The following is a 25,659-nucleotide window of genomic DNA, read 5'->3' as shown; positions in this document are numbered from 1 at the left end:
ATAAACCCCGGCGACCGCGATCGCCGGGGTGGGCCTCACTCGTCCCCGCCCCTGGGGTCGCCGAGGTAGCGGAAGAAGTCGCTGGTGGGCTCCAGCACCATCATGTTGCCGTCACCGCCGAAGGTCTCACGGTAAGCATTGAGGCTGCGGTAGAAGGAGAAGAACTCCGCATCCTGCTGGTAGGCCTGGGCATAGATGGCCGCGGCCTCCGCGTCGCCCTCACCGCGCAGGGTCTCGGAGCGCTCGGTGGCCTGGGCCAGCAGCACCTGACGGCGGCGATCGGCGTTGGCGCGGATACGCTCGGCCTCTTCCTGGCCCTGGGCACGCCATTCGCGGGCCTCACGCTCGCGCTCGGAGCGCATGCGCTCGTAGACCGCCGCGGAGACGTCCTCCGGCAGGTCGATCCGCTTGACCCGCACGTCGAGGATGGCCACGCCCAGCTCCTCGCGGAGCAGGGTGTTCAGGTCCTCGGTGGGCCCCGCCATCAGCTCGTCGCGGCGCTCGGCGATGATCTGCTGCAGGTTGAGGCGACCGAACTCGTTACGCAGGCTCTCGTCCACCCGCGGCTGGATCAGGCGGACCGCCATCAGTTCGTCACCGGCGGTGGCCTCGTAGTAGCGGGTGGGATCGACCACCTGCCACTTGACGTAGGAGTCGACGATCACCGCCTTCTGCTCCAGGGTCAGGTAGCGGCTGGGGTCGGTGTCCAGGGTCAGCACCCGGGTGTCGAACTTGCGCACCGTCTGGGTGATGGGCACCTTGAAGTGCAGCCCCGGCTGGATGTTCTCCTCGACCACCTCACCGAAGCGCAGCTTGACCGCACGCTCGGTTTCATCGACCACATAGAGGCTGTTGCTGGCCAGCCAGGCGGCGGCGGCGAGACCACCGACGATCAGCAAGGAACGGTTATTGATCACTTAGCGGCCCTCCCTGCGAATACCACTGCTCTGGTTCCCGGATGATGTCTGGCTGCTGCTGCGCAGGCGCTCCAGCACCTGGGGGTCGAGTCGCTCGTCCTGATCATGCTGGGCGCCCGACGGCGTCCGACCGCTCGCGCCGGAGCGCAGCTGATCCAGCGGCAGGTACATCAGCGGCGCGCTGTCGCTGACATCCAGCAGGACCTTGTCGGTGCCGCTCAGCACCTCGCTGATGGCATCCAGGTAGAGGCGCTCGCGCATGATCTCCGGCGCGTTCTGGTACTCGCTCAGCATCGACAGGAAGCGGTTGGCCTGACCCTGGGCCTCGGCCACCACCGACTCGCGATAGCCCTGACCCTGCTCGAGGATACGCTGGGCCTGACCCTGGGCGGCGGGAATCACCGCATTGGCGTAGGCGATCGCCTCGTTGATGGTGCGCTGGCGATCCTCCCGGGCGCGGATCACGTCATCGAAGGCATCGATCACCGGCGCCGGCGCCGAGGTGGACTCGATGTTGATGGTCTGCAGGCGAATACCGGTGCCGTAGCTGTCCAGGTAGGACTGCAGGCGGCTGGCCACCGAGCTGCCGAGGATCTCACGGCCCGAGGTGAGGATATCGATCATCTCGGTCCCGCCGACCACATGGCGCAGGGCACTGTCCAGGGCGTTCTCGATGGAGAGCTGGGGGTTGCGCACATTGAGCACGAAGTCCCGCGGACTGGCGACCAGGTACTGGGCCGAGATCTCCACCTCGACGATATTCTCGTCGCGGGTCAGCATCGACTGGGTCTGGGTCAGCGAGCGCACCCGGGTCACGTTGACCATGCGCACGTCGTCGATCAGCGGCGGATTCCAGTGCAGGCCGGGGCTGACCACTTCCTGGAACTTGCCGAAGCGCAGCACCACGCCGCGTTCGGACTGATCGACCAGATAGAAGCCCGAGGCGGCCCAGATCGCCAGGGCCACGATAATCAGCAGGCCCGGCAGCGCGAAGGTGTTGCGACGACCGCCGCCGCCCTTGCCGCCACGACCGCCGCCCTTGCCGCCGCGGCCACCGAGCATGCCATTGAGCTTGTCCTGAAACTTCTTCAGCGCCTCGTCGAGGTCGGGCGGGCCCTGATTGCCCCCGTTACCACCGCCACCGCCGCCGCCACCGCGGCGACCGCCCCCGCTCCAGGGGTCATGCTGCTTGCCACCACCAGGCTCATTCCAAGCCATACGTCGTCTCCACACTATGCATTGAATCCGTCCGCCGGAGGGCCGCTCCCGCGCCCCTCCGTCTCAGCACAACGCTTTCTAGAGCTCCCACTCCGCGCGCGGCTCGCGCTGCGCCGGGGGCAGGTAGTCGTCGGCATTCTCGCCGAGACGCGCCATCAACTGCAAAAAGTCGCGCCGTGGCAGGCGAATCTCGAGCCGGGTCTGACCGTGCTCGTCGAAACGCTCCTGGCGTACCGCACCCAGTTCGTGCAGGGCGGCGCGCAGCCGACCCTGAGCGGGGGCCAGGGTCAGCTCGGCATCCACCACGTCGCCGGCCAGGCAACCGGAGAGCGCCTCGCCGAGCAGCTCAAGCCCCTGGCCGCTCTGGGCCGAGAGCCATACCGCCTCGGGGCGCCCCTCGCCATCGCGCTCGATGCGCGGTGCGCTGTCCAGCAGGTCGATCTTGTTCATCACCCGCAGGCAGGGAATCTCGTCGGCACCGATCTCCTTGAGCACCGCCTCCACCTGCTCCACGTTGAGCTCGCGGTCGGGGTCGGCGGCATCGATCACGTGCACCAGCAGGGTCGCCTCGGCGGCCTCCTGGAGGGTGGCCCGGAAGGCCTCCACCAGCTTGTGGGGCAGGTGACGAATAAAGCCCACGGTATCCGCCAGCACCACCGGTCCCACGTCGTCGATCTCGAGGCGACGCAGGGTCGGGTCCAGGGTGGCGAAGAGCTGGTCGGCGGCGTAGACGCCGGACTCGGTCAGGGCGTTGAACAGCGTCGACTTGCCGGCGTTGGTATAGCCCACCAGGGAGACGCTGGGGATCTCCGCCCGGGCCCGGGCGCGACGATTCTGGTCGCGCTGGCTGCGCACCTTGTCGAGGCGCTTGTGGATCGCCTTGATGCGTGCCCGCAGCAGGCGGCGGTCGGTCTCCAACTGGGTCTCACCGGGGCCGCGCAGGCCGATACCGCCCTTCTGGCGTTCCAGGTGGGTCCAGCCGCGCACCAACCGGGTGGACATGTACTCCAGCTGGGCCAGCTCCACCTGCAGCTTGCCCTCGTGGGTCCGCGCCCGCTGGGCGAAGATATCGAGAATCAGGCCGGTACGATCGAGCACCCGGCACTTGAGGCTCCGCTCCAGGTTCCGCTCCTGGGAGGGACTCAGGCCGTGGTTGAAGATCACCAGCTCGGCATGATGCACCGCCAGCAGCTCGCGAAGCTCGTCGAGCTTGCCGCTGCCGATAAAGGTACGGGGATCGGGCCGACTCCGGCTACCGTTGAGCAGGGTAGCCGGCTCGGCACCGGCGGAGCGCACCAGCTCCAGGAATTCACCCGGATCTTCGCGCTCGCGTTCGTCCTGGAAGTCGACATGGACGAGGACCGCCGTTTCACCGGCGTTGGGGCGTTCAAAAAACAATCACTACCTCGCGATCAAGAGTCCTGCGCCGCCGCGGGGTCCTGAGCCGGCAGGCGCACATTACGGGACGGCACCACGGTGGAGATGGCGTGCTTATAGACCATCTGGCTCACGGTGTTGCGCAGCAGGATGACGAACTGGTCGAAGGACTCGATCTGACCCTGCAGCTTGATACCGTTGACCAGGAAGATGGACACCGGGATACGCTCCTTGCGCAGGATGTTCAGATACGGGTCTTGAAGGGACTGTCCTTTGGACATTTTGCTCTCCCTAACTGTCTCTAATTTTGCATTGATGTCATGTTATGTGGGCCACCGACCAGGGGCGGCCCGAGTATACGGCGCGGCAAGCGGCCAACCGAACACCGTATCTTACGCTAACTACTAAAGCGGCGCACGAGTTTCAGGACCCGCTCCAGGGCATCGCCCCGCTGCCCTTCCAGCCAGTGCAGTTCCGGCCAGCCGCGCAGCCAGGTCAATTGCCGCTTGGCCAACTGCCGCGTGGCCGCCGTGCCCTTGTCGATCAGGGTCTGGCGATCGTAGCGGCCGTCGAGATGCTCCCAGGCCTGGCGGTAGCCGACGCAGCGCATGGAGGGCAGATCCAGATGCAGGTCGCCCCGCGCCTTCAGCGTCGCCACCTCGTCGAGGAAGCCCTGGGCCAGCATCGCCTCGAAGCGCCGGCCGATGCGCTCGTGCAGGACGCGACGCTCGGCGGGGGCCACCCCTATCGACAGCGTGCGCCAGGGCAAGGTTTCTCGCCGCTGTTCCGCCCAGAGGGCGCTGAGCGGCCGCCCGCTGAGACGGTAGACCTCCAGGGCCCGCAGCAGGCGCTGGCGATTGTGCGGATGCAGCTCGGCGGCGAGCGCGGGATCGACCCGCGCCAGCTCCTCGTGCAGGGCCTGCAGGCCGCGGCGCTCCGCCTCCGCCTCCAGCGCGGCGCGCAGCGCCGGGTCGGCGGCGGGCATCTCGGCCACCCCCTCCACCAGGCGCTTGTAGTACATCATGGTGCCCCCCACCAGCAGCGGAATCCTGCCGGCGGCGGTGATCTCGTGCATCGCCGCCAGGGCATCCTCGCGAAACTCGGCGGCGCTGTAGGCCTCGGCGGGGTCGCGGATATCCACCAGCCGATGGGGCGCCCGGGCCAGCTCCGCGGCCGAGGGCTTGGCGGTGCCGATATCCATGCCGCGGTAGATCAACGCCGAGTCGACGCTGATCAGCTCGCAGCCCAGGCGTTCATGCAGGGCGATGGCCAGGTCGGTCTTGCCGGCGGCGGTGGGCCCCATCAGCAGGATCGCCGGCGGGCGGCGGTCGGCGCTCATCACTGTCCCCTCAAAAAGCGCTTGTCGAGCTCGTGCATCGACATCTCGAACCAGGTGGGCCGGCCGTGATTGCACTGGCCGCTGCGCTCGGTGCGTTCCATGTCCCGCAGCAGGGCGTTCATCTCGGCGATCGACAGCTTGCGGTTGGCGCGCACGCTGCCATGGCAAGCCATGGTGGCCAGCAGCTCGTTGATATGCGCCTCGAGACGATCCGAGCGCCCGTAGCGTTCCAGGTCGCCGAGCATATCGCGAATCAGCGGCTCGACGTCGGCCTCCGCCAGCAGGGTCGGCACCTGGCGCACCAGCAGGCTCTCCGGGCCGGCCACGTCCAGCTCCACCCCCAGGCGGGCGAAGGCCTCGCGCTCCGCCTCGGCGGTGGCCACCTCGGCGGCGCTGGCCGCCAGCGACACCGGCACCAGCAGCGCCTGGACCTCCAGGGCCCCACCGTGGACCTGGGTCTTGAGCCGCTCATAGGTGATGCGCTCATGGGCAGCGTGCATATCCACCACCACCAGGCCGCGGCGCCCCTGGGCGAGGATATAGACCCCCTGCAGCTGGGCGATGGCATAGCCCAGCGGCGGCGCCTGGGTGGGGTCCTCCTCCGGCAGGCTCGGCCGCGGCGGCGTGCTCGGCATGGGGCGGGGGGAAGCGTCTTCGGCCGCCCCCGCCTCGCCACGGGCCCGGGTCGCCGCCGCGCCACCGGGCGGCGCCGACTGCGGCGTCAGCAGGCGCTCCTCGTGATCGGGATGCAGCGCCCGATAGCCGGCCATAAACTGGCGCACCTTGTCGGCCCCCGGGTGGCGCTCGCGGTCGTCGCCACCGCCCAGGGCCATGGGCTGCTGCTGCCAGCGGGGCGCCGCCTCGGCCACGCCCGAGGCCGCGACGGTCGTCGCCCCCTCGGCCCCCTCCTCCACCGCCTCCTCGGCTTCCTGATGGCCGGGGCGGGCCTCGCCCAGGGCGCGATGCAGGCTGGAAAAGAGGAAATCATGCACCAGGCGGCCGTCCCGGAAGCGCACCTCGTGCTTGGTGGGGTGCACATTGACGTCCACCACGCTGGGGTCGAGCTCCAGGTAGAGCACGAAGACCGGGTGACGACCGTGGAAGAGCACGTCCCGGTAGGCCTGGCGGATGGCGTGGGCGACCAGGCGATCGCGCACCACCCGGCCATTGACGAAGAAATACTGCTGATCGGCCTGGGCCCGGGAGAAGGTGGGCAGCCCCACCCAGCCCCACAGGCGCAGGCCATTGGCCTCCAGGTCCAGGGCCAGGGCGTTCTCCAGGAAGCCCTTGCCGAGCAGGGCGGCGATGCGCCGCTCGCGACCGGCGGCATCCGCGGCGGGACGCAACTGATGCAGGGTCTTCTGGTTGTGGCGCAGGCTCCAGCCGATATCGTATCGGGATAGCGCCAGGCGCCGGAAGGCTTCCTCGGCGTGGCCGAACTCGGTCTTCTCGGTACGCAGGAACTTGCGCCGCGCCGGGGTATTGAAGAACAGGTCGCGCACCGCCACCGTGGTGCCGCGGGGGTGGGGCGCCGGGGTCACCCGGGGCTCCATCTCGCGCCCCTCGGCCACCACCCGCCAACCCGCCTGAGGGTCGTCGGCGGTATTGGAGATCAGCTCCAGCCGCGACACCGAGGCGATGGAGGCCAGCGCCTCGCCGCGAAAGCCGAGGCTGGCCACGCCTTCCAGTTCCTCCAGGGAGGCGATCTTGCTGGTGGCGTGCCGGGACAGGGCCAGGGGCAGGTCCGCCTCGGCGATCCCCCCGCCATCGTCACGCACCCGGATCAGGCGCGCGCCGCCGGCCTCCAGCTCCAGCTCGATCCGCCGGCTGCCGGCATCCACGGCATTCTCCACCAGCTCCTTGAGCACCGAAGCGGGACGCTCCACCACCTCGCCGGCGGCGATCTGGTTGGCCAGCCGGGGATCGAGGATGCGGATGGGTCGCTGTTCTGACATATCACTCCATACCAGCGGCAGAGGGGAGAAGGAAGGCAGAAGAGGAATCTCTTCCCTCTTCGCCGCGCTATCTAGGATTGCGGTATTCGCAGCACCTGGCCGACCCGGATCACATCGCCGTTGATGGCATTGGCCTGCCGCAAGGCGCCCAGGGAGACCCGGTGCCGATCGGCGATCTCCGAGAGGGTATCGCCGGGCTGGATGCGGTATTCGTTACCGGCACCGCCGCGATTCTGGTCCCGCTGCCAGGCCAACAGGCTGGTGGGAGGCGGGTTGCGCTGGAAGTGCTCCTGCACCCCGGCGAAGATCGCCTCGGCCATGCTCAGCTGGTGGCCGGGATCGCGCAGGCGACGCTCCTCGTCCGGGTTGGAGATAAAGCCGGTCTCCACCAGCAGGGAGGGAATGTCCGGCGACTTGAGGACCACGAAGCCGGCCTGCTCCACCCGCGACTTGTGCAGGCGGTTGATCCGCCCCAGGCGATCCAGCACCCGCCCCCCGATGGCCAGGGAGTCGTTGAGGGTGGCGGTCAGGGTGAGGTCCATCAGCACCCCGCGCAGCACCTCGTCATGGTCGTTGAGGGAGAGGTTGCCGTCGACGCCACCGATCAGGTCGGCACGGTTCTCGCTGTCCGCCAGCCACTGGGCCGCCTCGGAGGTGGCGCCGCTCTGGGAGAGGGCATAGACCGAGCTGCCCTGGGGGCGCGGGCTGTTGAAGGCGTCGGCGTGTACCGAGACGAAGAAGTCGGCGCGCTGCTCCCGGGCGATGCGGATGCGCTGGCGCAGCCCCACATAGTAGTCGCCGTCGCGGATCATCACCGCGCGGAACCCCGGGGTCTCGTCCACCAGGCGCTGCAGCCGTCGGGCGATCTCCAGCACCACGTCCTTCTCGCGGGTCCCCGAGGGACCGATGGCACCGGGATCCTCGCCGCCATGACCGGCATCCACGGCGATAATGATATCGCGCCGCGGATGGGGCTGGGCCGGCTGCCGAGCCACCGGCGACTCGGCGGAGGCCGTCGGCGGCGCCTCCCCCGCCCGGGCGGCCATCTCCTGCTCGCGGAGCATCGATTCGATGGGATCGATGGGATCCTCCACGGCGCTCTCGCCGGGATACTCCAGGTCCACCACCAGGCGATGGCCGTATTGATCGTTGGGGGCCAGGGTAAAGTCCCGGGGCGCCACCTCGCGCTCCAGGTCGAGGACGATGCGCAGGTCGTCGCCGTCGCGCACCCCGCTGCGCACGCCGCCGATGGCGCTACCGGAGAGATCGAGACGCGCCGGATCCGCCGCCAGGCGCGTATCGGTCAGGTCGATCACCAGGCGTCGCGGATTCTCCAGGACAAACACATTGGCCTCGGCGGGCGCCGAGAGGTCGAAGACCAGCCGTGCATGATCCGGGGCGGCCCAGAGGCGCAGGTTGTTGACCTCGGTGGCCTGCGCCGACGGCGCCAGCAGCAGCGCCAGGGCAAGCCAGGGCACCAGCCGGCGAAGGTGTCGGCGAAATGGCAAGGCTCCTGGGATCATAGGGGGTTCCGGTCATCCATGGGGAAAAGGGCTGCCTCAGTCGGTCACGGGCCAGGCATCGGCGAGACGCGCCAACACCGCCTCGCCCCGGGCATCGCCGGCGACCAGGCTTGCCTCGCGTCCCGGCTCGGCCAGGCGCAGATGAATCTCCAGGGTCGCCGGGGGCAGCCAGCCCTCGCCGCGGCTGGGCCACTCCACCAGGCACAGGCCATCCTCGTCGAAGAGGTCCCGGGCCCCGATAAACTCCAGCTCCTCGGGGTCGCCGAGGCGATAGAGATCGAAGTGGTAGAGGCGCCACTCGCCCAGTTCGTAGGGCTCCACCAGGGTATAGGTAGGGCTCTTCACCGCGCCCCGGTGGCCATGGGCACGCAGGATGCCCCGGGTCAGGGTGGTCTTGCCGGCCCCCAGGTCGCCGCTGAGGTAGACGCGTCCCCGCCCTTCCAGGGCCCGTCCCAGGGCTTCGCCGAAGGCGACCTGTGCCTCTTCATCGAGCAGTCTGACCCGCATCATCTAGTTCCACCCTACCCCGTTGATCAAGCGTCGCGCATAGGATGCCAGATCGCCGGCCAGCAGACCACGCTCGCCCTCGGCCCGGGCGGCGAGATCCGCGGCCCGGGCATGCAGCAGCATGCCCACCTCGGCGGCGGCCCGCGGCGCCAGCCCCTGGGCCAGCAGGGCCCCCAGGATCCCGGAGAGGGCGTCGCCCATGCCGCCGCTGGCCATGCCGGGGTTGCCGTAAGGGCAAAGCGCCAGGGGCGCCCCGTCATCCTCCCCCACCAGGCTGCCCGCCCCCTTGAGCAGCACCACGGCGGCGAAGCGTGCGGCGATCTCGCGCAGGCTACCGGCGCGGTCGGCCTGCACGCCGGCGGCGTCGCCGCCCAGCAGCCGCGCCGCCTCCCCCAGGTGGGGGGTGAGGATCCAGGCCGGCGGGCGCGCCTCGATGCGCCCCCGGGCCAGCAGATTGAGGGCATCGGCATCCGCCACCAGCGGCTTGCCCGCGTCCAGGGCCGCCTGCAACAGCCCCTGCCCCCAGGGCCCCTGCCCCAGGCCCGGTCCCACCACGATGGCATCGGCCCCCGCCAGCAGGGGCGCCAGCTCCGGCGCGCCTCGCACCCCATGCACCATCACCTCGGGACAGCGCACCAGGCTGGCGGTGACGTGCTCCGGCGCCGTGGCCAGGCTCACCTTGCCGGCCCCGAGCCGCGCCGCCGTCTCGGCGGCCAGCAGCGCCGCGCCACCGAAGCCCGGGGCGCCGCCGATCACCAGCAGGTGACCGCAGTCGCCCTTGTGAGCATCCCGTGGACGCGGCGCCACGACCTCGCCGATCAGCGCCTCATCCAGGAGGCGAGCCACCGGCGCCAGGTCGCCATGGGCCTCGGCATCGACGCCGAGACGCTTGAAATAGCGCTCACCCACTCGCCCCGGGCCGGCGCCGGTATGCAGTCCCAGCTTGTCGCCGATAAAGGTCACGGTAGCGCTGGCCGCTACCGCCGCGCCCAGCACGGCGCCGCTATCGGCACAGAGCCCGGAGGGGATATCCACCGCCAGTACCGGCCGCCCGGCGGCATTGATCCGCTGGATGGCGCTCAAAAAGGGCTCGCGCACCTCGCCGCTGAGCCCGGTGCCCAGCAGAGCATCGACGATCACCTCGCCCTCGAGCCGTGCCCGGGCCGTCCAGGGGGTAATGGTCACCCCCCCGGCCACGGCGAGCTCGGCGGCCCGGGCGGCATCGCCGTCGAGGCGCTCCACCGGACGCAGCGCCAGCAGCTGCACCCGGAGCCCCTCCGCGGCGGCCAGGGCCGCCAGCACATAGCCATCGCCGGCGTTATTGCCGGCGCCGCACAATACGCTAAGGTGGCGCGCCTCGGGCCAGCGGGCCCGCAGCACGCGATAGGCGGCCCGAGCCGCCTTCTGCATCAAAGCGAAGCCCTCGATACCGGCGGCGATGGTGCGCCGATCCAGTTCGCGAACCTGTTCGACCAGATAGAGCGGCCTGCCTGGATTCATTGTTGCCTCCCCATGACGAGGTGTTGAGTCTAGTGTAGGGTGTGCCTGCGCCACGCCCGGCCCCTCCCCGCTTTCTCGGTAGTTTCACGATCATGTCAGCTCACGATGACCTCGCCCCGGATGCCCTCGACCCGGCTGCCCTCGCCGCCGCCATCAAGACATGGGGCCGCGAGCTGGGCTTTCAGCAGGTGGGGATCACCGATACCGACCTGGCCACCCACGAACGCTACCTGGCGCGCTGGCTGGCGGCGGGTCACCACGGCGAGATGGGCTTCATGGCCAAGCACGGCACTAAGCGCACCCGCCCCGAGGAGCTGGTGCCGGGAACCCTCCGGGTGATCAGCGTACGCATGGATTACCTGCCGCCGGAGGTGGAGACCACCCGCCTGCTCGGCCGGCCGGAGAAGGCCTATGTCTCCCGCTACGCCCTGGGTCGCGACTACCACAAGCTGATTCGCAAGCGCCTGGCCCAGTTGGCCAAACGCATCGAAGGCGAGGTGGGGGCCTTCGGCTACCGCGCCTTCGTCGACTCGGCCCCGGTGATGGAACGCGCCCTGGCCCAGAAGGCCGGCCTCGGCTGGTTCGGCAAGAATGCCATGCTGCTCAATCCCCGGGCCGGGTCGCTGTTCTTCCTCGGCGAACTCTATACCGACCTGCCGCTGCCAGTGGACCCGCCCTTCGAGAGCGAACACTGCGGCAAGTGCAGCGCCTGCCGCAGCGCCTGTCCCACCAGCGCCATCGTCGACGACAAGGTGGTGGACTCGCGACGCTGCATCTCCTACCTCACCATCGAGCTGCACGGGGCCATTCCCGAGGAGTTCCGCGAGGCCATGGGCAATCGGGTCTATGGCTGCGACGACTGCCAGCTGGTCTGCCCCTTTACCCGCTTCACCCGCCTCAGCGACGAGGCGGATTTCGCCCCCCGCCACGACCTGGACCGCACCGACCTGCGGCGCCTGTTCGCCTGGAGCGAGGAGGAGTTCCTGAGCAAGACCGAGGGCAGCCCCATCCGCCGTATCGGTTACGAGCGCTGGCTGCGCAACCTGGCGGTGGGACTCGGCAATGCGCCCTGGAGCGAGGCGACGGAGGCGGCCCTCGAGGCGCGCCTGGCCTACCCCTCCGACCTGGTCCGCGAGCATGTGCGCTGGGCCCTGGCCCGCCAGCGGGACAAGCGAGGGCGGCGTATCGCCACCGAAGGCTAAGCGCTTACTGCTCTTCCTCGTCGGCCGCCGGCGGCGCCAGCTGCAGGAAGGTGTTGCGGTAATGGGCCAGCTCCGCCAGGGACTCGCGGATATCGTCCAGGGCCTGGTGGGTGTTGCGCTTCTCGAAGCCCTTCAGGGCCGCCGGATTCCAGCGCTTGGCGAGCTCCTTGAGGGTCGAGACATCCAGGTTACGGTAGTGGAAGAAGGCCAGCAGCTCGGGCATCTCGCGCTCCAGGAAGCGGCGATCCTGGTGCACGCTGTTGCCGCACATGGGGGAGCTGCCCGGGGCCACATGGGCGCGCAGGAACTCCAGGGTGCGCCGCTCCGCCGCCCGGGTCTCGATGGTGCTCTGGCGCACCCGGGCCACCAGGCCCGACTCGCCATGGGTCTTCTGGTTCCAGGCATCCATCCCGGCCAGCAGGTGCTCCGGCTGGTGCACGGCGATCACCGGCCCCTCGGCAATCAGGTTGAGGTCATTGTCGGTGATCAGGGTCGCCACCTCGATGATGCGCTCCTTCTCGGGGTCGAGGCCGGTCATCTCCAGGTCGATCCAGACCAGCAGATCCTTGCGCGGGGGGGCGTCGGGGGTCGTAGCCATGGTGCGTGTTTCCTTCTCGGGGCCGCCGATCGCGCGCCGGCCCGGTGTCTAAGCGGGTGGTCTATGCGTACAATGCCCCCATTGTACAGACCTCAGGCGGCCCATGAGCAAACGCAAGCTAACTCGCCAGCAGCGCTGGCGCATCGAGAAGATTCAGGCCGAGCGCGCCCAGCGCGCCGCCAAGCGCGATGCCCAGGATGCCGACAAGCTGGAGGCCGGCGAGTATGGCCCCGAGCGCAACGGGCGAGTGATCGCCCACTTCGGCCGCAGCCTGGACGTGCGCCCCGCCGAAGGCGGCGCCCTGCACCGCTGCCATCTGCGCGCCAACCTGGAGCCCCTGGTCACCGGGGATCGGGTCATCTGGCGCGCCGCCAATGACGGCAGCGGCGTGGTGGTGGCCCGGGGCGAACGCGACAGCGTCCTGGAGCGCCCCGACGCCCGGGGACAGCTCAAGCCGGTGGCGGCCAATATCGACCAGATCCTGATCGTCTTCGCCGTGGAGCCCGCGCCACACGCCAACCTGATCGACCGCTACCTGGTGGCCGCCGAGGCCACCGGTATCGCCCCGGTGCTGGTGCTCAACAAGACCGACCTGCTGCCGCCGGACGGCGGCGAGCTGATGACCCTGCTGGGCCACTATGAGGCGCTGGGCTACCCGGTGGTGACCACCACCACCGCCGAGGAGGGCGGCCTGGACGCCCTGCGGGCACGGCTGTCCGGACGCACCTCGGTGTTCGTCGGCCAGAGCGGGGTCGGCAAGTCGTCGCTGATCGACCGCCTGCTGCCCGACGAGACCCTGCGCATCGGCGCCCTCTCCGAGGACTCCCGCAAGGGCACCCACACCACCACCACCGCCCGCCTCTACGCCTTCGACGACGACGATAACGCGGCCGGCGAGCTGATCGACTCGCCGGGGATTCGCGAGTTCGGCCTGACCCACCTGGATGCCCAGCAGGTCACCGAGGGTTTCGTGGAGTTTCGCGAGCTGCTGGGGCAGTGCCGTTTCCGCGACTGCCGCCACCGGCAGGAGCCCGGCTGCGCCCTGCTCGAAGCCGTGGAGCGCGGCGCGGTCCGCGCCGAGCGCTTCACCAGCTACCGGCGCATCCTCGAGAGCCTCGAGGCCGAAGGGCGTTGAGCGACGGTGTCGCTCCGGACGCCGGCAATATGCCATTATCCTTCGCAGCAACCGAGACAAGGAAGGTGCCATGAGCTCCGAAGCCAATCTTCTGCCGCTGATCGTCGAGCCTGACCGGCTCGCCGAGGTGCTGGACGACCCCCAGCTACTGATTATCGATGTGCCCCTCAAGCCCGAGAGCTACGCCGAGGGCCATGTGCCCGGGGCCCGCTTCCTCGACTATCGCCGCCTGCTCAAGGGCAGCGGCGAGGTGCCCAACGAGGTCCCCGACGAGGCGGCGCTGTCGGCGCTGTTCTCCGAGCTGGGCCTGACCCGGGACACCCATGTGGTGGCCTACGACGACGAGGGCGGTGGCTGGGCCGGTCGCCTGCTCTGGACCCTGGAGCTGATCGGCCACCGCCGCTACTCCTACCTCAATGGCGGCATCCACGCCTGGCGCGCCGAGGGCCTGCCCGGCGAGACCACCCCGACGGCCCCCGTGCCCAGCGAGTACGAGGCCGAGATCCTCAACCCCGATGTCGCCATCGACCGGGAGAGCCTCCAGGAACGCCTCGGCGACAAGGGCTTCGCCGTCTGGGATGCCCGCTCGCCGGCGGAGTATCGCGGCGAGAAGGGGCAGAACCGGCGTCTCGGACATATTCCCGGCGCGGTCAACCTGGAGTGGACCGAGGCCATGGACAAGGCGCGTCAGCTGCGTATTCGCGATTATGCGGAGCTGATCACCGAACTGGAGGCCCTGGGCCTGACCCCGGACATGGAAGTGGTCACCCACTGCCAGAGCCACCACCGCAGCGGCTTTACCTGGCTGGTGGGCAAGGCCCTGGGCTTCGAGACGATGCGCGCCTACCCCGGCTCCTGGAAGGAGTGGGGCAATCGCGATGATACGCCCATAGAGAAGCCATAAGCTGGAAGCTGGAAGCTGGAAGCTGGAAGCTGGAAGCTGGAAGCTGGAAGCTGGAAGACAGCATGATCCATGCGACCCTGGGACCAGGGGGGCTTCCGGCTTCAAGCGCGAGGGCGCTCAGCCCACCCTGCCGATCATCTACCCAATGACTGCCGAAGAGACCTCCCGCACGTGTCGCCATCCAAGTTATTCGCCCTGATCCAGTACCCCCTGCCCCACCACCTGCTCTCGCGGCTGGTGGGGCGGCTCGCCGAGACCCGCATCGGCTGGCTCAAGCAGCTGCTGATCAAGGCCTTTATCCGCCGCTTCCGGGTGGACATGAGCGAGGCTCGGGAGCCCGATCCCGGGGCCTATGCCTGCTTCAACGACTTCTTCACCCGGCCCCTCCGGGAAGGCGCGCGGCCCATCGAGTCGGGCCTGATTTCCCCAGCCGACGGCACCCTCTCCCAGTTCGGCGAGACCCATCATGGCACCCTGATCCAGGCCAAGGGGCAGGCCTTCTCGATCACCAGCCTGCTGGGCGGCGATATGCATCGCGCCGCGCCCTTCCGCCAGGGCAGCTTCGCCACCATCTACCTCTCGCCCCGGGACTACCACCGGGTGCATATGCCGCTGACCGGCACCCTCCGGGAGATGGTCTATGTGCCGGGCCGGCTCTTCTCGGTCAACCGGGCCACCGCCGACCATGTGCCCAACCTCTTCGCCCGTAACGAGCGCCTGGTGTGTCTCTTCGATACCGAGGAGGGCCCCATGGCCATGGTGCTGGTGGGGGCCATGATCGTCGCCGCCATCGAGACGGTGTGGGCCGGGCAGATCACCCCCCTCTCCGGGCGGGTCCAGACGATTCGCTTCGACGAACCCATCACCCTGGAGAAGGGCGCCGAGATGGGCCGTTTCAAGCTCGGTTCCACGGTGGTGATGTGCTTCAGTAAGGAGATCGACTTCGAAGAACTCGTCCCCGATATCTCGGTAAAAATGGGCGAGCGGTTAAGCCAACTCCCTCATCTGGCGGATAACGGCTAATCACTAGCCAAGAGGCTGGTCCCGCTCTCGATAATCAACTCGGTAAAAATGGGCGAGCGGTTAAGCCAACTCCCTCATCTGGCGGATAATGGCTAAAGAGCCATCGGGTCAACAGCGTGGCGTGGCGAAGGCCATGACCTCCGCCACGCTGGCCTTGCCGAGGGCCAGCTGAATCAACCGATCGAGGCCCAGGGCCACGCCGCTTCCCGCCGGCATCCCTGCCGCCAGGGCGTCCAGCAGCCGGGTATCCACGCTCACCTCGGGCAGGCCCCGGGCACGCCGGGCGGCGTTGTCCTCGGCGAAGCGCGCCGCCTGCTCGGCGGCATCGGTGAGCTCGTCATAGCCGTTGGCCAGCTCCAGTCCCTGCAGATAGACCTCGAAGCGCCCCGCCACCCATTCGCCATCCTCCGGGTCCCGGTGACGCCGAGCCAGGGCCGCCTGGCTGGCCGGGTAGTCCACCACCACATCCAGGCCGTCGCGGCCCAGGGTCGGCTCGATCTCGAGGCTCAGCAGCAGGTCCAGGCAGTCGTCCCGGGACGCCTCGTCCATGGAGAGGCCGCCCCGCGCCGCGGCCAGCCGCCTGAGCGTCTCGAGCGGGCTGGTAAAGGGGTCGACCGCCAACCGCTCACGGAACAGCTCCCGATAGCGCCGCCGCCGCACCGGCCCCGGATCCCGCCCCAGCACGGCCTGAATCAGCGCCGCGGTCTCCTCGATCAGGGACTCCAGGGGCAGGCCCGGGCGATACCACTCCAGCATGCTGAACTCGAGGTTATGGCGGCGCCCCACCTCACCGTCCCGGAAGCTGCGGGCGATCTGATAGATGGGTCCGGCGCCGGCGGCCAGCAGACGCTTCATGGCGAACTCCGGCGAGGTCTGCAGCCAGAGGCGCTCGCGCCCCTCGGGGGTCGTCGCCTCGCAGCTCAGCGACGCCAGCCCCACATCGGTGCTGCCGCCATGGCCCAGCACCGGGGTCTCCACCTCCAGCACGCCGCGCGCGGCGAAGAAGCCGCGTACCTCGGCCAGCAGCCGCGCCCGCTGGCGCAGGGTCTCGAGGGACGCCGAGGGGCGCCAATCAGTTGCCATGCCTTGCCCTCCTAAACGACGCAGGCCATGCCGGACAGGCATGGCCTTTTAGCAAGCCAGAAGCTGGAAGCTCGAAGAAGCCGGGGCGGGCTTTCTTCCAGCGTCCAGACGCGAAGCGCCGACCTTCAAGCTTCCGGCTTGAGCCCGGCTCAGGCGCGGGAGACGTACTCGCCGTTGCGCGTATCGATTTTCAGCACCTCGCCCTGGTTGATAAACAGCGGCACGCGCACCACGGCGCCGGAGGAGAGGGTCGCCGGCTTGGAGCCGCCCTGGGCGGTATCGCCCTTGAGGCCCGGGTCGGTCTCGACCACTTCCAGCTCGATAAAGTTGGGCGGCGTGACGTTGATGGCGTTGTCGTTCCACAGGGTCACGGTGTAGGCGACCTGCTCCTTGAGCCACTTCTCGGTATCGCCCAGGGCTTTCTTCTCCACCGCGTACTGCTCGAAGGAGCCGTCGGTCTTCATGAAGTGCCACATCTCGCCGTCGGTGTAGAGGTACTCCATCTCCAGCTCGAGGACATCGGCGCCCTCCAGGGATTCGCCGGACTTGAAGGTACGCTCCCAGACCCGGCCGCTGATCAGGTTACGCAGCTTGACCCGGTTGAAGGCCTGGCCCTTGCCCGGCTTAACGTACTCGTTCTCGAGGATCGCGCAGGGGTCGCCGTCCAGCATTACCTTCAGACCGCCCTTGAATTCGTTGGTAGAATAGTTCGCCATGATTCCTCGCTGAATGATCGGCGCCCCGCCATGGCGGCGGCGCAGGAAATGTATCGACGGGCGCCGTGGCGCCCGCCCGCAATTGGTGTGCCGCATGATAACCCGAAGCCCGGCCGATGTGCAGAGCGTCCCCCTCGCCCTCCCTCAGGAGCGTGCCCCCTGGCAGCGTCAGCTGGCCGGGGTGATCCGCGACCCGGTGGCACTCTGCCGGCGCCTCGACCTGGACCCGGCCTGGCTGCCCGGCGCCGAGGCCGGCCATGGCCTCTTCGAGGTGCGGGTGCCCGAGGCCTATCTGGCGCGTATCCGCCCCGGCGACCCCCACGACCCGCTGCTGCGCCAGGTACTGCCGCTGGGCGAGGAGACCCTCGAGGTGCCGGGTTACCTGGCCGACCCGCTCCAGGAGGCCGAGCATACCCCGGCCAAGGGGCTGATCCATAAGTACGCCGGCCGGGTGCTGCTGATCGCCAGCCCCAGCTGCGCCATCAACTGCCGCTACTGTTTCCGCCGCCACTTTCCCTATGGCGAGAACGCCCCCTCACGGGCCCAGTGGGAAGCGAGCCTCGACACCCTGCGCGGCGATGCCTCCATCCGCGAGGCGATCCTCTCCGGCGGCGACCCCCTGGCCGCCAGCGATCGTCAATTGGCCTGGCTGGTGGAGCGCCTCGACGCCATCCTGCACCTCAAGCGCCTGCGGATCCACAGCCGCTTGCCGGTGGTGATCCCCGAGCGGGTCGATGACGCCCTGCTCGGCTGGCTCTCCGCCACCCGGCTGCAGAAGGTACTGGTGCTGCATATCAACCATGCCAACGAGATCGACGAGGCGGTGATCGCGGCCTGTGCCCGCCTGAAGAATGCCGGGGTGACCCTGCTCAATCAGAGCGTGCTGCTGCGCGGCGTCAACGACTCGGTAGAGGCCCTGGCCGCGCTCTCCGAGCGGCTCTTCGAGGCCGGCATCCTGCCCTACTACCTGCATGTGCTCGACCCGGTGGCCGGCGCGGCCCACTTCGATGTCCCCGACGACCAGGCCCGCGAACTGGTCGCGGGCCTGAGGCAGGTCCTGCCGGGGTTCCTGATGCCGACCCTGGCCCGGGAAGTGCCCGGCGAGGCCAGCAAGACCCCGCTGTAAGCCGGAAGCCGGAAGCCGGAAGCCGGAAGCCGGAAGCCGGAAGCCGGAAGCCGGAAGCCGGAAGCCGGAAGCCGGAAGCCGGAAGCTGGAAGCTGGAAGCTGGAAGCTGGAAGCTGGAAGCTGGAAGCTGGAAGACCAGCATGGTAGCAGGCCAGACAGCAGCAACCCCATCGGGACGGCCCGATGGGGTTGCTGCTGTCTTCAAGCTTCAGGCTTCCAGCTTCAAGCTAACGTAGCGGCGGTCACATTGGCCGCGGGAGCGGCGCTGGAGGCCCGGCGATTGATGGCGCCGACCACCGCCTTCATCGAGGCGCTGGTGATGCTCTCGTCGGTGCCCACGCCGAATACCGCCTCGCCGTCGATGCGCACCTCCACATAGGCGATCGCCTCGGCATCGGCGCCCTGACCGCGGGAGTGCTCATGGTAGTCGATGACCTCCACATCATGGCCGGCCGCCGCCAGCCCCTTGATAAAGGCCGCCAGGGGACCATTGGCCTCGCCGCGGACGGTCTGGGGCTTGCCCTCCACGGTGACCGCCGCCTCCAGCACCACCCGGGGGCTATCCGGCTCGGAGGAGAGGCGGTGATTGATCAGCGCCAGGGGCGCCTCCTGGGCCAGGTACTCGTCGGCGAAGGCCTGGTAGATCATCTGCGAGGTGATCTCCTTGCCCGTGCGATCGGCCACCTCCTGCACCACCTGACTGAACTCCATGGCCAGGCGCCGCGGCAGCTCGATGCCATGCTCCTGCTCGAGCAGGTAGGAGACGCCACCCTTGCCGGACTGGCTGTTGACGCGGATCACCGCCTCGTAGCTGCGCCCCACGTCGAGCGGATCGATGGGCAGGTAGGGCACCTCCCAGACGGCGTCCGGGTTGGCGCGGCGCTCGGCCATGCCCTTCTTGATGGCGTCCTGGTGGGAGCCGGAGAAGGCGGTGAACACCAGGTCGCCCACATAGGGATGGCGGGGATGCACCGGCAACTGGTTGCAGTACTCCACCTCGCGCATGATCGGGGTGATGTTGGAGAAGTCGAGGCCCGGGTGCACGCCCTGGGTGTAGAGGTTCATGGCCAGGGTGACGAGGTCGACGTTGCCGGTGCGCTCGCCGTTGCCGAACAGGGTGCCCTCGACGCGGTCGGCGCCGGCCATCACGGTGAGCTCGGCGGCGGCCACCCCGGTGCCCCGGTCGTTATGGGGGTGGACGCTGACGATCAGCGCCTCGCGACCCTTGACGTGGCGGCAGAACCACTCTACCTGGTCGGCGTAGTTGTTGGGGGTCGCCGCCTCCACGGTGGCCGGCAGGTTGACGATCATCTTCTTCTCGGCGCTGGCGCCATAGGCGACCATCACCGCTTCCACCACCTCCTTGGCGAAGTCCATCTCAGTGGTGGTAAAGAGCTCCGGGGAGTACTGGAAGGTCCAGTTCGTCTCAGGGGCGGCCTCCATCAGCTCACGGATCTGGGTGGTGGCGTCCACGGCGATCTGGGTGCACTGGGCCTTGTCGACGTTGAAGACCACGCGGCGAAAGACCGGATCGGTGGCGTTGTAGACGTGAACGATGGCGTTCTTGGCCCCCTTCAGGGCCTCGAAGGTGCGCTCGATCAGGTGCGGACGCGCCTGGGTCAGCACCTGGATGGTGACGTCATCGGGAATCTTGTCCTCCTCGATCAGCGAGCGCACGAAGTCGAAATCGGTCTGGGAGGCGGAGGGGAAGCCCACCTCGATCTCCTTGAAGCCGATCTTGAGGAGCATGTCGAAGAAGCGCTGCTTGCGCTCGGCATCCATGGGATCGATCAGCGACTGGTTGCCGTCGCGCAGGTCGACGCTGCACCACTGCGGCGGCGTCTCGATGCGCCGGCTCGGCCACTGGCGATCGGGCAGGTCCACGGCGACGAAGGGGCGGTACTTGATGGACGGGTCCTTGAGCATCATGCGGGCATCTCCTGGCGAGGGGGCAGAAACGGCGACGCCCCGGTGGCACAGGGGCCGACCGGGGCGTCAGAAAGCACTCGGGCCACGATCATGCGGATGATCGCGGCCTGGGCACGGCATACGGAAGAAAAGCTGGGGGTAATGGACATCTTGCAACCTCGAGACTAGAAAACGACTTCGCGATGCATGGCATCGCCCGACACGCTTAGCGGTCGGCTAGTAGTCGTAGGTCTAGGCTGAGGCGGCAAGATGTGATGTTCATGCCCTCTAGAAAATCAGGAACGCGCCGGGCTGTCAACCACCACGACGCCGAAGCGCCTCCTCCATCCGCGACAACTGCGCCTTGAGGTCGCGCACATCGTCGCGCAGGCCGTGCAGTTCCGCGGCCTCCCCCTCGCCGCTCTCCAGCTCGATGGCCAGGCTCTCCTTCTGCATCACGTCCAGCACGATGCCGATCATCATGTTCAGGAAGATAAAGGCATTGAGGAAGATAAAGGTCAGGTAATAGAACCAGCTCCAGGCGTACAGCTCCTGGGTGGCATACATCACATCGGTCCAGTCCTCGAAGGTGGCGACACGGAACAGGGTCAGCATGGCGATGGAGATATTGCCCCACAGGAACTCGTCCACCTCGGCGAACAGGAAGCTGCCGATGGCGGCGTAGATATAGAAGATGATAAACATCAGCAGGGCCACATAGCCCATGCGCGGGATCGACTTGACCAGCGCCACCATCAGGATGCGCAGCTCCGGGATCATCGACACCAGGCGCAGCACCCGGAAGATGCGCAGCAGCCGCGCCAGCAGCACCATCTCCGAGTCATCTAGGGGAATCAGGCTGGCGGTGACGATCAGGAAATCGAAGACGTTCCAGCCCTTCCGGAAGAAGTCGCGCAGGTGCCGCTCGGCACCGATACGGATCAGGATCTCCACCAGGAAGAAGATCGTCACCCCCATATCGAAGACCCGCAGCGCCTGCTCGAAGCGTGAGGTCTCCTCATAGGTCTTGGCGCCGATCAGCAGCGCCGAGAGGAGGATAATGGCGATCACGAAGGTCTCGAAGACCTTGTGGCTGCGCAGCCGCTCGAAGCGGTCGCGCCAGGTGCTCAGGGGGGGCATGGGCGAATCGGTCACGGCAGAAGGACAGTGGCTAGGGTCACAGGGTGCCGTGGATTATCCCCTATCGCCCCGGGATGGCAAAGCCAGAAATCGTGAAGAGGTGGGGCAAGCCTGTCGTAACGGGAGGCTAACCCTGGCCACGCTCTCGGCAATGACCAGGGCCGAACGCTCAGGTGGTGACGCCGGCGCTCTCCAGGATACCCAAGAGGTCCTGGGCATGGGTGGCGGCGTCGCGACCCAGGGAGGTGAGGTAGCCGCCATCGGCCTGGCTGAGCAGCCCCTTGGCATGCAGCCGGCCGGCGGCGGCCACCAGGCCGGGGGCGGCGCTGGAGGCGTGCACCTTGAGCCCCTCCTGGGTGGTGCTCAGGTTATAGAGACAGAGCAGGTGCAGCTCATCGAGGAGTTCCGGGGTGAAGCGTGATGCGGTCATGGCGGCCTCCGGCGACCTGGGGAAGTCCCTCGACCCTACGCCAGCGGCGCGCGCGCCGCCAGCCCCGGTTTTCCACGCAACGCTGAACCTTAGCCGGCAAGGCTATTTGGGTCGCCAAAACAAGGGGCGCTGGGGACAGACCGGAGCAAAGCGTCTTTTTCATGGACGAAAAAGTCGAGCGCCCAGGGAGGGGTTCACAGCGTCTTTGCGAGGGTCCGGCCGCCGGGCGCCTGTCCCCAGGGTAGCCCCGTGCCTATCACCCAGTGCTGTCACGACTCCTTATCTGATTGGTGACGGATTACTTCTCCAGGTCCCCCTGGCGATAGCCGATTAGATGTCGCATGCCGCCAGCCCCCGATCGCTCCCTTTACTTCTCCAGGTCCCCCTGGCGATAGCCGATTAGATAGAGCACCGCATCCAGCCCCAGGGTGGAGATGGAGTGGTTGGCCTGGGCGCGCACCAGCGGCTTGGCGCGGAAGGCGATGCCGAGTCCCGCGGTGGCCAGCATCTTGAGGTCGTTGGCGCCATCGCCCACGGCGATGGTCTGCTCCAGGGTCAGCCCCTCCCGCTCGGCGATCTCGCGCAGCAACAGCGCCTTGCGGTCGGCGTCGAGGATCGGCTCCCTGACCTCGCCGGTGACCTTGCCATTCTCGATCACCAGCTCGTTGGCATGGATCTCGTCGAAGCCGAGCTTCTGCTGCAGATGGCGGGCGAAGTAGGTGAAGCCCCCGGAGAGAATCGCCGTGCGGTAGCCCAGGCGCTTGAGCTGGGTCATCAGCCGCTCGACGCCGTCCATCAACGGCAGCTCCTCGGCGATCTCGGCGAGCACCGACTCGTCGAGTCCCTGGAGCTTCGCCATCCGCTCTCGGAAGCTCTGCTGGAAGTCCAGCTCGCCGCGCATGGCCCGCTCGGTGACCTCGGCCACCTCGTCGTAGACCCCGTGGCGGCGGGCCAGCTCGTCGATCACCTCGGCCTGGATCAGGGTGGAATCCATATCGAAGCAGACCAGGCGGCGGTGGCGGCGCCAGATGGAGTCCTCCTGGATGGCGATATCGACGCCATGCATGGCGCCCAGCGCCAGGGCCTTCTCGCGCAGGGCGTCGAGGTCGACCTCCTCGCCGCGCAGCCAGCACTCCACGCAGGCGCCCTGGATAACGTCATGCTCGACGGGCACGCCGCCGTCCAGGGGCTCGCGGCCGGAGAGGCGGTGAATCAACTCCACGGTCAGGCCGTGCTCGGCGGTGAGCGCCCCCACCTCGGCGAGGATGCCCGCCGGCAGGTGCGGCGCCAGCAGGGTCAGGATCAGCCGCGGCTGGCTGGCATGGCTGCTCCAGCGCTGGTAGTCCTCGGCGCCGACCTGGATCGCCTGGACATCCAGGCCCAGCTCGTCCCCGGCCTCCCCCAGCAGGGCCTCCAGGTCGCTCTCGTGGTCGAGGCCCACCAGGGCCTCCAGGGAGAGCATGCCGAAGGTCACGCTCTGGTTGATATCCAGCAATCGCGCCCCGCTGCGGGCCAGCGCCTTGCCCAGGCCGGCCAGTTGGCCGGGACGCGCCGCCCCGGTGGCGCGAATCAATACTCGTCGTGTCATGTTAACCCCAGTCTTAACGGGAAGCCGGAAGGGGCCCCTTGCCCACTCCCGGCACCAAGCCGCTTTTTCTTCAAGCTTCCAGGCGCGAAGCGCCGCTCTGCAAGCTCCCGGCGTAGCCGGGGAACGTCAGGCTTCCGGCTTCAAGCTCTCGAGTTTATCCACCTTCTGGAAGCCCCGGGGCAGCTTGCTGCCGCGCCGGCCGCGTTCGCCCGCATAGTAGTCGAGATCCGCCGCCTTGAGGGTCAGGTGACGCTTGCCGGAGAGGATCACCAGGGCATCGCCCTCGGCCAGCAGGGCGATATCCCGCACCAGCTCCTCGCGGCGTGCCGCCCGGGCCCCGGGAATATCGAGCATCTTGTTGCCCTTGCCCTTGGCCATCTCCGGTAGCTGCTCCAGGGGGAAGACCAGCAGGCGCCCCTCGTTGGAGACCACCGCTACCCGCACCTTGTCGCCCTCGGGGATAGGCCGCGGCGGCAGCACCGCACAGCCCTTGGGCAGGCTCAGGGCCGCCTTGCCGGCCTTGTTCTTGCCGGTCAGGTCAGCCAGGCGCGCCACGAAACCATAGCCGCCGTCGGAGGCCAGCAGGAAGCGGGCCTCGGGCGGGGCCAGCATCAGCCCCGCCATATGGGCGCCGGCGGCCACGTTGACCCGGCCGGTGACCGGCTCGCCCTGGCTGCGGGCGCTGGGCAGGTTATGGGCGGCCAGGGTATAGGCGCGACCGGTGTCGTCGAGCAGCACCAGGGGCTGGTTGGTCTTGCCCCGGGCCGCCAGCAGGAAGCGGTCGCCGGCCTTGAAGGCCAGGCCCTCGGGGTCGATCTCGTGCCCCTTGGCGGCGCGGATCCAGCCCTTCTCGGAGAGCACCACGGTGATGGGGTCGGCGCCCATCAGCTCCACCTCGGAGAGCGCCTTGGCTTCCTGGCGCTCGACCAGCGGCGAGCGCCGCGCATCGCCGTGCTCCTTGGCCGCCTCGCGCAGCTCCCGCTCGATCAGGTCGGTGAGCTTGGCCTCGCTGCCGAGCAGCGCCTGGAGGCGCTTGCGCTCCTTGCTCAGCTCGTCCTGCTCGCCGCGGATCTTCATCTCCTCGAGCTTGGCCAGGTGGCGCAGGCGCAGCTCGAGGATCGCCTCGGCCTGGCGCTCCGAGAGGCCGAAGGCCTCGATCAGGGCCGGCTTGGGCTCGTCCTCCTCGCGGATGATGCGGATCACCTCGTCGATATTGAGGTAGGCGATCAGCAGGCCCTCGAGCAGGTGCAGGCGTTCCTCCACCTTACCCAGGCGATGCTCCAGGCGCCGGCGCACCGTGGTGCGGCGGAAGCGCAGCCATTCGCCGAGCAGCTCCGGCAGCGGCATCACCCGGGGCCGGCCGTCGAGGCCGATGACATTGAGGTTGACCCGGATATTCTTCTCCAGGTCGGTGGTGGCGAACAGGTGCGCCATCAGCGCCTCGATATCGACCCGATTGGAGCGCGGTTCGATCACCAGGCGGGTGGGCTCCTCATGGGTCGACTCGTCGCGCAGGTCGGCGACCATGGGCAGCTTCTTGGCCTGCATCTGGGCGGCGATCTGCTCGAGCACCTTGGCGCCGCTCACCTGGTAGGGCAAGGCGGTGACCACCACCCGGCCCTCTTCCAGGACGTAACGCCCGCGCAGCTTCACCGAGCCGCGGCCGCTCTCGTAGAGCTTCCTGAGGTCCGCCCGGGGGGTGATGATCTCGGCGGCGCTGGGAAAGTCCGGCGCCGGCAGGTGTTCGATCAGCTCGCTGGTGGTGGCCTCGGGATGGCGCAACAGATGGCAGGTGGCCTCGACCACCTCAGAGACGTTATGGGGCGGAATATCGGTGGCCATGCCCACGGCGATGCCGGTGCCGCCGTTGAGCAGCACATGGGGCAGCCGCGCCGGCAGCACCACCGGCTCGTTCATGGTGCCATCGAAGTTGGGGGTCCAGTCGACGGTGCCCTGGCCCAGCTCCGAGAGCAGCACCTCGCTGAACCTGGAGAGCCGCGCCTCGGTGTAGCGCATGGCGGCGAACGACTTGGGATCGTCGGGGCTGCCCCAGTTGCCCTGGCCGTCCACCAGCGGGTAGCGGTAGCTGAACGGCTGGGCCATCAGCACCATCGCCTCGTAGCAGGCGCTGTCGCCATGAGGATGGAACTTGCCCAGCACGTCGCCGACGGTGCGCGCCGACTTCTTGTACTTGGCGTTGGCGGAGAGCGAAAGCTCGCGCATGGCGTAGACGATGCGCCGCTGCACCGGCTTCATGCCGTCGCCGATATGCGGCAGCGCCCGGTCGAGGATGACGTACATCGAGTAGTCGAGGTACGCCTTCTCGGTATATTCGCGCAGCGAAAGGCGTTCGACGTCGCCCTCCGCCACCTGGATATCCATGGTCATAGCACGGTGGCCTTGTTCACACTTGTGGAATCGTCGAGGGCGGTGCCCCCTTCAACCTCGGCGCTGAGCTGAAAGCGGGAAG

At 68.3% G+C, this 25,659-nt stretch carries 22 protein-coding genes; 5 read left to right on the top strand and 17 right to left on the bottom strand.

All coding sequences use genetic code 11. From position 1 onward, the window contains the following. Positions 1–35: 35 nt before the first annotated feature. The 9 genes from hflC to NFU04_RS07095 form a co-directional block, all read right to left on the bottom strand. Entirely contained in the window at positions 36–917 is an 882-nt protein-coding gene (gene hflC, locus NFU04_RS07135; protein ID WP_251308819.1) for a protease modulator HflC, read from the bottom strand. Then, positions 918–2,135, bottom strand: coding sequence for an FtsH protease activity modulator HflK (gene hflK / locus NFU04_RS07130; RefSeq protein ID WP_251308818.1), 1,218 nt, complete (start codon positions 2,133–2,135; stop codon positions 918–920). Between the two features lie 78 nt (positions 2,136–2,213). Continuing rightward, positions 2,214–3,533, bottom strand: a complete 1,320-nt coding sequence (gene hflX, locus NFU04_RS07125; RefSeq protein WP_251308817.1) for a ribosome rescue GTPase HflX — start codon at positions 3,531–3,533, stop codon at positions 2,214–2,216. A gap of 14 nt (positions 3,534–3,547) precedes the next feature. Next, the gene (hfq, locus tag NFU04_RS07120; protein WP_198057448.1) at positions 3,548–3,793 is read right to left on the bottom strand and encodes an RNA chaperone Hfq; all 246 of its coding nucleotides are present in this window, start codon (positions 3,791–3,793) and stop codon (positions 3,548–3,550) included. A gap of 116 nt (positions 3,794–3,909) precedes the next feature. After that, entirely contained in the window at positions 3,910–4,851 is a 942-nt protein-coding gene (miaA, locus tag NFU04_RS07115) for a tRNA (adenosine(37)-N6)-dimethylallyltransferase MiaA (RefSeq protein ID WP_251308816.1), read from the bottom strand. Next, on the bottom strand, positions 4,851–6,806 hold the full coding sequence (gene mutL / locus NFU04_RS07110) for a DNA mismatch repair endonuclease MutL (RefSeq protein WP_251308815.1): 1,956 nt from the start codon (positions 6,804–6,806) through the stop codon (positions 4,851–4,853). Before mutL ends, miaA begins: the two co-directional genes overlap by 1 nt. Positions 6,807–6,877: 71 nt before the next feature. Beyond that, positions 6,878–8,329, bottom strand: a complete 1,452-nt coding sequence (locus NFU04_RS07105) for an N-acetylmuramoyl-L-alanine amidase (protein WP_459382072.1) — start codon at positions 8,327–8,329, stop codon at positions 6,878–6,880. 36 nt (positions 8,330–8,365) lie between these two features. Then, positions 8,366–8,836, bottom strand: a complete 471-nt coding sequence (tsaE, locus tag NFU04_RS07100; protein WP_251308875.1) for a tRNA (adenosine(37)-N6)-threonylcarbamoyltransferase complex ATPase subunit type 1 TsaE — start codon at positions 8,834–8,836, stop codon at positions 8,366–8,368. 3 nt (positions 8,837–8,839) lie between these two features. Next, a complete protein-coding gene (locus NFU04_RS07095; protein WP_251308814.1) occupies positions 8,840–10,336 on the bottom strand; it encodes an NAD(P)H-hydrate dehydratase in 1,497 nt (498 codons plus the stop codon). Positions 10,337–10,428: 92 nt separating this feature from the next. Between NFU04_RS07095 and queG the strand changes: the two genes are divergently transcribed. Continuing rightward, positions 10,429–11,538 (top strand): tRNA epoxyqueuosine(34) reductase QueG, encoded by a 1,110-nt coding sequence (queG, locus tag NFU04_RS07090; RefSeq protein ID WP_251308813.1) that lies wholly within the window; start codon positions 10,429–10,431, stop codon positions 11,536–11,538. Positions 11,539–11,542: 4 nt separating this feature from the next. Here the strand turns inward: queG and orn are convergent, their stop codons facing one another. Further along, positions 11,543–12,136, bottom strand: coding sequence for an oligoribonuclease (gene orn, locus NFU04_RS07085; RefSeq protein WP_251308812.1), 594 nt, complete (start codon positions 12,134–12,136; stop codon positions 11,543–11,545). A 103-nt stretch (positions 12,137–12,239) separates the two neighbouring features. Here orn and rsgA point away from each other — a divergent pair, with 103 nt between their 5' ends. The 3 genes from rsgA (at position 12,240) to asd (ending at position 15,198) form a co-directional block, all read left to right on the top strand. Next, the gene (rsgA, locus tag NFU04_RS07080) at positions 12,240–13,271 is read left to right on the top strand and encodes a small ribosomal subunit biogenesis GTPase RsgA (protein WP_251308811.1); all 1,032 of its coding nucleotides are present in this window, start codon (positions 12,240–12,242) and stop codon (positions 13,269–13,271) included. A gap of 70 nt (positions 13,272–13,341) precedes the next feature. Continuing rightward, positions 13,342–14,175 (top strand): sulfurtransferase, encoded by an 834-nt coding sequence (locus NFU04_RS07075; protein WP_251308810.1) that lies wholly within the window; start codon positions 13,342–13,344, stop codon positions 14,173–14,175. 171 nt (positions 14,176–14,346) lie between these two features. Continuing rightward, positions 14,347–15,198, top strand: coding sequence for an archaetidylserine decarboxylase (asd, locus tag NFU04_RS07070; protein ID WP_251308809.1), 852 nt, complete (start codon positions 14,347–14,349; stop codon positions 15,196–15,198). Between the two features lie 108 nt (positions 15,199–15,306). On the opposite strand, the gene epmA is transcribed toward asd, so the two are convergent. Next, a complete protein-coding gene (epmA, locus tag NFU04_RS07065) occupies positions 15,307–16,281 on the bottom strand; it encodes an EF-P lysine aminoacylase EpmA (protein WP_251308808.1) in 975 nt (324 codons plus the stop codon). Positions 16,282–16,430: 149 nt separating this feature from the next. Then, on the bottom strand, positions 16,431–16,997 hold the full coding sequence (efp, locus tag NFU04_RS07060) for an elongation factor P (protein ID WP_251308807.1): 567 nt from the start codon (positions 16,995–16,997) through the stop codon (positions 16,431–16,433). Between the two features lie 94 nt (positions 16,998–17,091). On the opposite strand from efp, the gene epmB reads away from it, so the two are divergent. After that, positions 17,092–18,123 (top strand): EF-P beta-lysylation protein EpmB, encoded by a 1,032-nt coding sequence (epmB, locus tag NFU04_RS07055; RefSeq protein WP_251308806.1) that lies wholly within the window; start codon positions 17,092–17,094, stop codon positions 18,121–18,123. A gap of 222 nt (positions 18,124–18,345) precedes the next feature. On the opposite strand, the gene leuA is transcribed toward epmB, so the two are convergent. The 5 genes from leuA to parC all read right to left on the bottom strand — a co-directional run bounded on the left by leuA (position 18,346) and on the right by parC (position 25,577). Continuing rightward, entirely contained in the window at positions 18,346–20,052 is a 1,707-nt protein-coding gene (gene leuA, locus NFU04_RS07050) for a 2-isopropylmalate synthase (RefSeq protein WP_251308805.1), read from the bottom strand. Between the two features lie 294 nt (positions 20,053–20,346). Next, positions 20,347–21,171: an ion transporter gene (locus tag NFU04_RS07045; RefSeq protein ID WP_251308804.1), complete on the bottom strand. Its 825-nt coding sequence runs from the start codon at positions 21,169–21,171 to the stop codon at positions 20,347–20,349. Between the two features lie 169 nt (positions 21,172–21,340). Continuing rightward, on the bottom strand, positions 21,341–21,601 hold the full coding sequence (locus tag NFU04_RS07040; RefSeq protein ID WP_251308803.1) for a TIGR02647 family protein: 261 nt from the start codon (positions 21,599–21,601) through the stop codon (positions 21,341–21,343). 367 nt (positions 21,602–21,968) lie between these two features. After that, positions 21,969–23,189 (bottom strand): phosphoserine phosphatase SerB, encoded by a 1,221-nt coding sequence (gene serB, locus NFU04_RS07035; protein ID WP_251308802.1) that lies wholly within the window; start codon positions 23,187–23,189, stop codon positions 21,969–21,971. A gap of 126 nt (positions 23,190–23,315) precedes the next feature. Next, entirely contained in the window at positions 23,316–25,577 is a 2,262-nt protein-coding gene (gene parC / locus NFU04_RS07030) for a DNA topoisomerase IV subunit A (protein ID WP_251308801.1), read from the bottom strand. Positions 25,578–25,659: the final 82 nt, after the last annotated feature.

The sequence above is a fragment of the Halomonas sp. NCCP-2165 genome (assembly GCF_023708045.1).
In the GTDB taxonomy this organism is placed as follows: domain Bacteria; phylum Pseudomonadota; class Gammaproteobacteria; order Pseudomonadales; family Halomonadaceae; genus Bisbaumannia; species Bisbaumannia pacifica.
This window is presented reverse-complemented; position numbering and strand designations above follow the sequence as displayed.

What these genes read in the sequence shown, in the direction of transcription:
- hflK (WP_251308818.1), bottom strand. Translation starts at nt 2,135, where the DNA reads ATGGCTTGGAATGAGCCTGGTGGTGGCAAGCAGCATGACCCCTGGAGC.
- hfq (WP_198057448.1), bottom strand. Translation starts at nt 3,793, where the DNA reads ATGTCCAAAGGACAGTCCCTTCAAGACCCGTATCTGAACATCCTGCGC.
- miaA (WP_251308816.1), bottom strand. Translation starts at nt 4,851, where the DNA reads ATGAGCGCCGACCGCCGCCCGCCGGCGATCCTGCTGATGGGGCCCACC.
- mutL (WP_251308815.1), bottom strand. Translation starts at nt 6,806, where the DNA reads ATGTCAGAACAGCGACCCATCCGCATCCTCGATCCCCGGCTGGCCAAC.
- NFU04_RS07105 (WP_459382072.1), bottom strand. Translation starts at nt 8,329, where the DNA reads ATGATCCCAGGAGCCTTGCCATTTCGCCGACACCTTCGCCGGCTGGTG.
- tsaE (WP_251308875.1), bottom strand. Translation starts at nt 8,836, where the DNA reads ATGCGGGTCAGACTGCTCGATGAAGAGGCACAGGTCGCCTTCGGCGAA.
- NFU04_RS07095 (WP_251308814.1), bottom strand. Translation starts at nt 10,336, where the DNA reads ATGAATCCAGGCAGGCCGCTCTATCTGGTCGAACAGGTTCGCGAACTG.
- queG (WP_251308813.1), top strand. Translation starts at nt 10,429, where the DNA reads ATGTCAGCTCACGATGACCTCGCCCCGGATGCCCTCGACCCGGCTGCC.
- orn (WP_251308812.1), bottom strand. Translation starts at nt 12,136, where the DNA reads ATGGCTACGACCCCCGACGCCCCCCCGCGCAAGGATCTGCTGGTCTGG.
- rsgA (WP_251308811.1), top strand. Translation starts at nt 12,240, where the DNA reads ATGAGCAAACGCAAGCTAACTCGCCAGCAGCGCTGGCGCATCGAGAAG.
- NFU04_RS07075 (WP_251308810.1), top strand. Translation starts at nt 13,342, where the DNA reads ATGAGCTCCGAAGCCAATCTTCTGCCGCTGATCGTCGAGCCTGACCGG.
- epmA (WP_251308808.1), bottom strand. Translation starts at nt 16,281, where the DNA reads ATGGCAACTGATTGGCGCCCCTCGGCGTCCCTCGAGACCCTGCGCCAG.
- efp (WP_251308807.1), bottom strand. Translation starts at nt 16,997, where the DNA reads ATGGCGAACTATTCTACCAACGAATTCAAGGGCGGTCTGAAGGTAATG.
- epmB (WP_251308806.1), top strand. Translation starts at nt 17,092, where the DNA reads ATGATAACCCGAAGCCCGGCCGATGTGCAGAGCGTCCCCCTCGCCCTC.
- leuA (WP_251308805.1), bottom strand. Translation starts at nt 20,052, where the DNA reads ATGATGCTCAAGGACCCGTCCATCAAGTACCGCCCCTTCGTCGCCGTG.
- NFU04_RS07045 (WP_251308804.1), bottom strand. Translation starts at nt 21,171, where the DNA reads ATGCCCCCCCTGAGCACCTGGCGCGACCGCTTCGAGCGGCTGCGCAGC.
- NFU04_RS07040 (WP_251308803.1), bottom strand. Translation starts at nt 21,601, where the DNA reads ATGACCGCATCACGCTTCACCCCGGAACTCCTCGATGAGCTGCACCTG.
- serB (WP_251308802.1), bottom strand. Translation starts at nt 23,189, where the DNA reads ATGACACGACGAGTATTGATTCGCGCCACCGGGGCGGCGCGTCCCGGC.
- parC (WP_251308801.1), bottom strand. Translation starts at nt 25,577, where the DNA reads ATGACCATGGATATCCAGGTGGCGGAGGGCGACGTCGAACGCCTTTCG.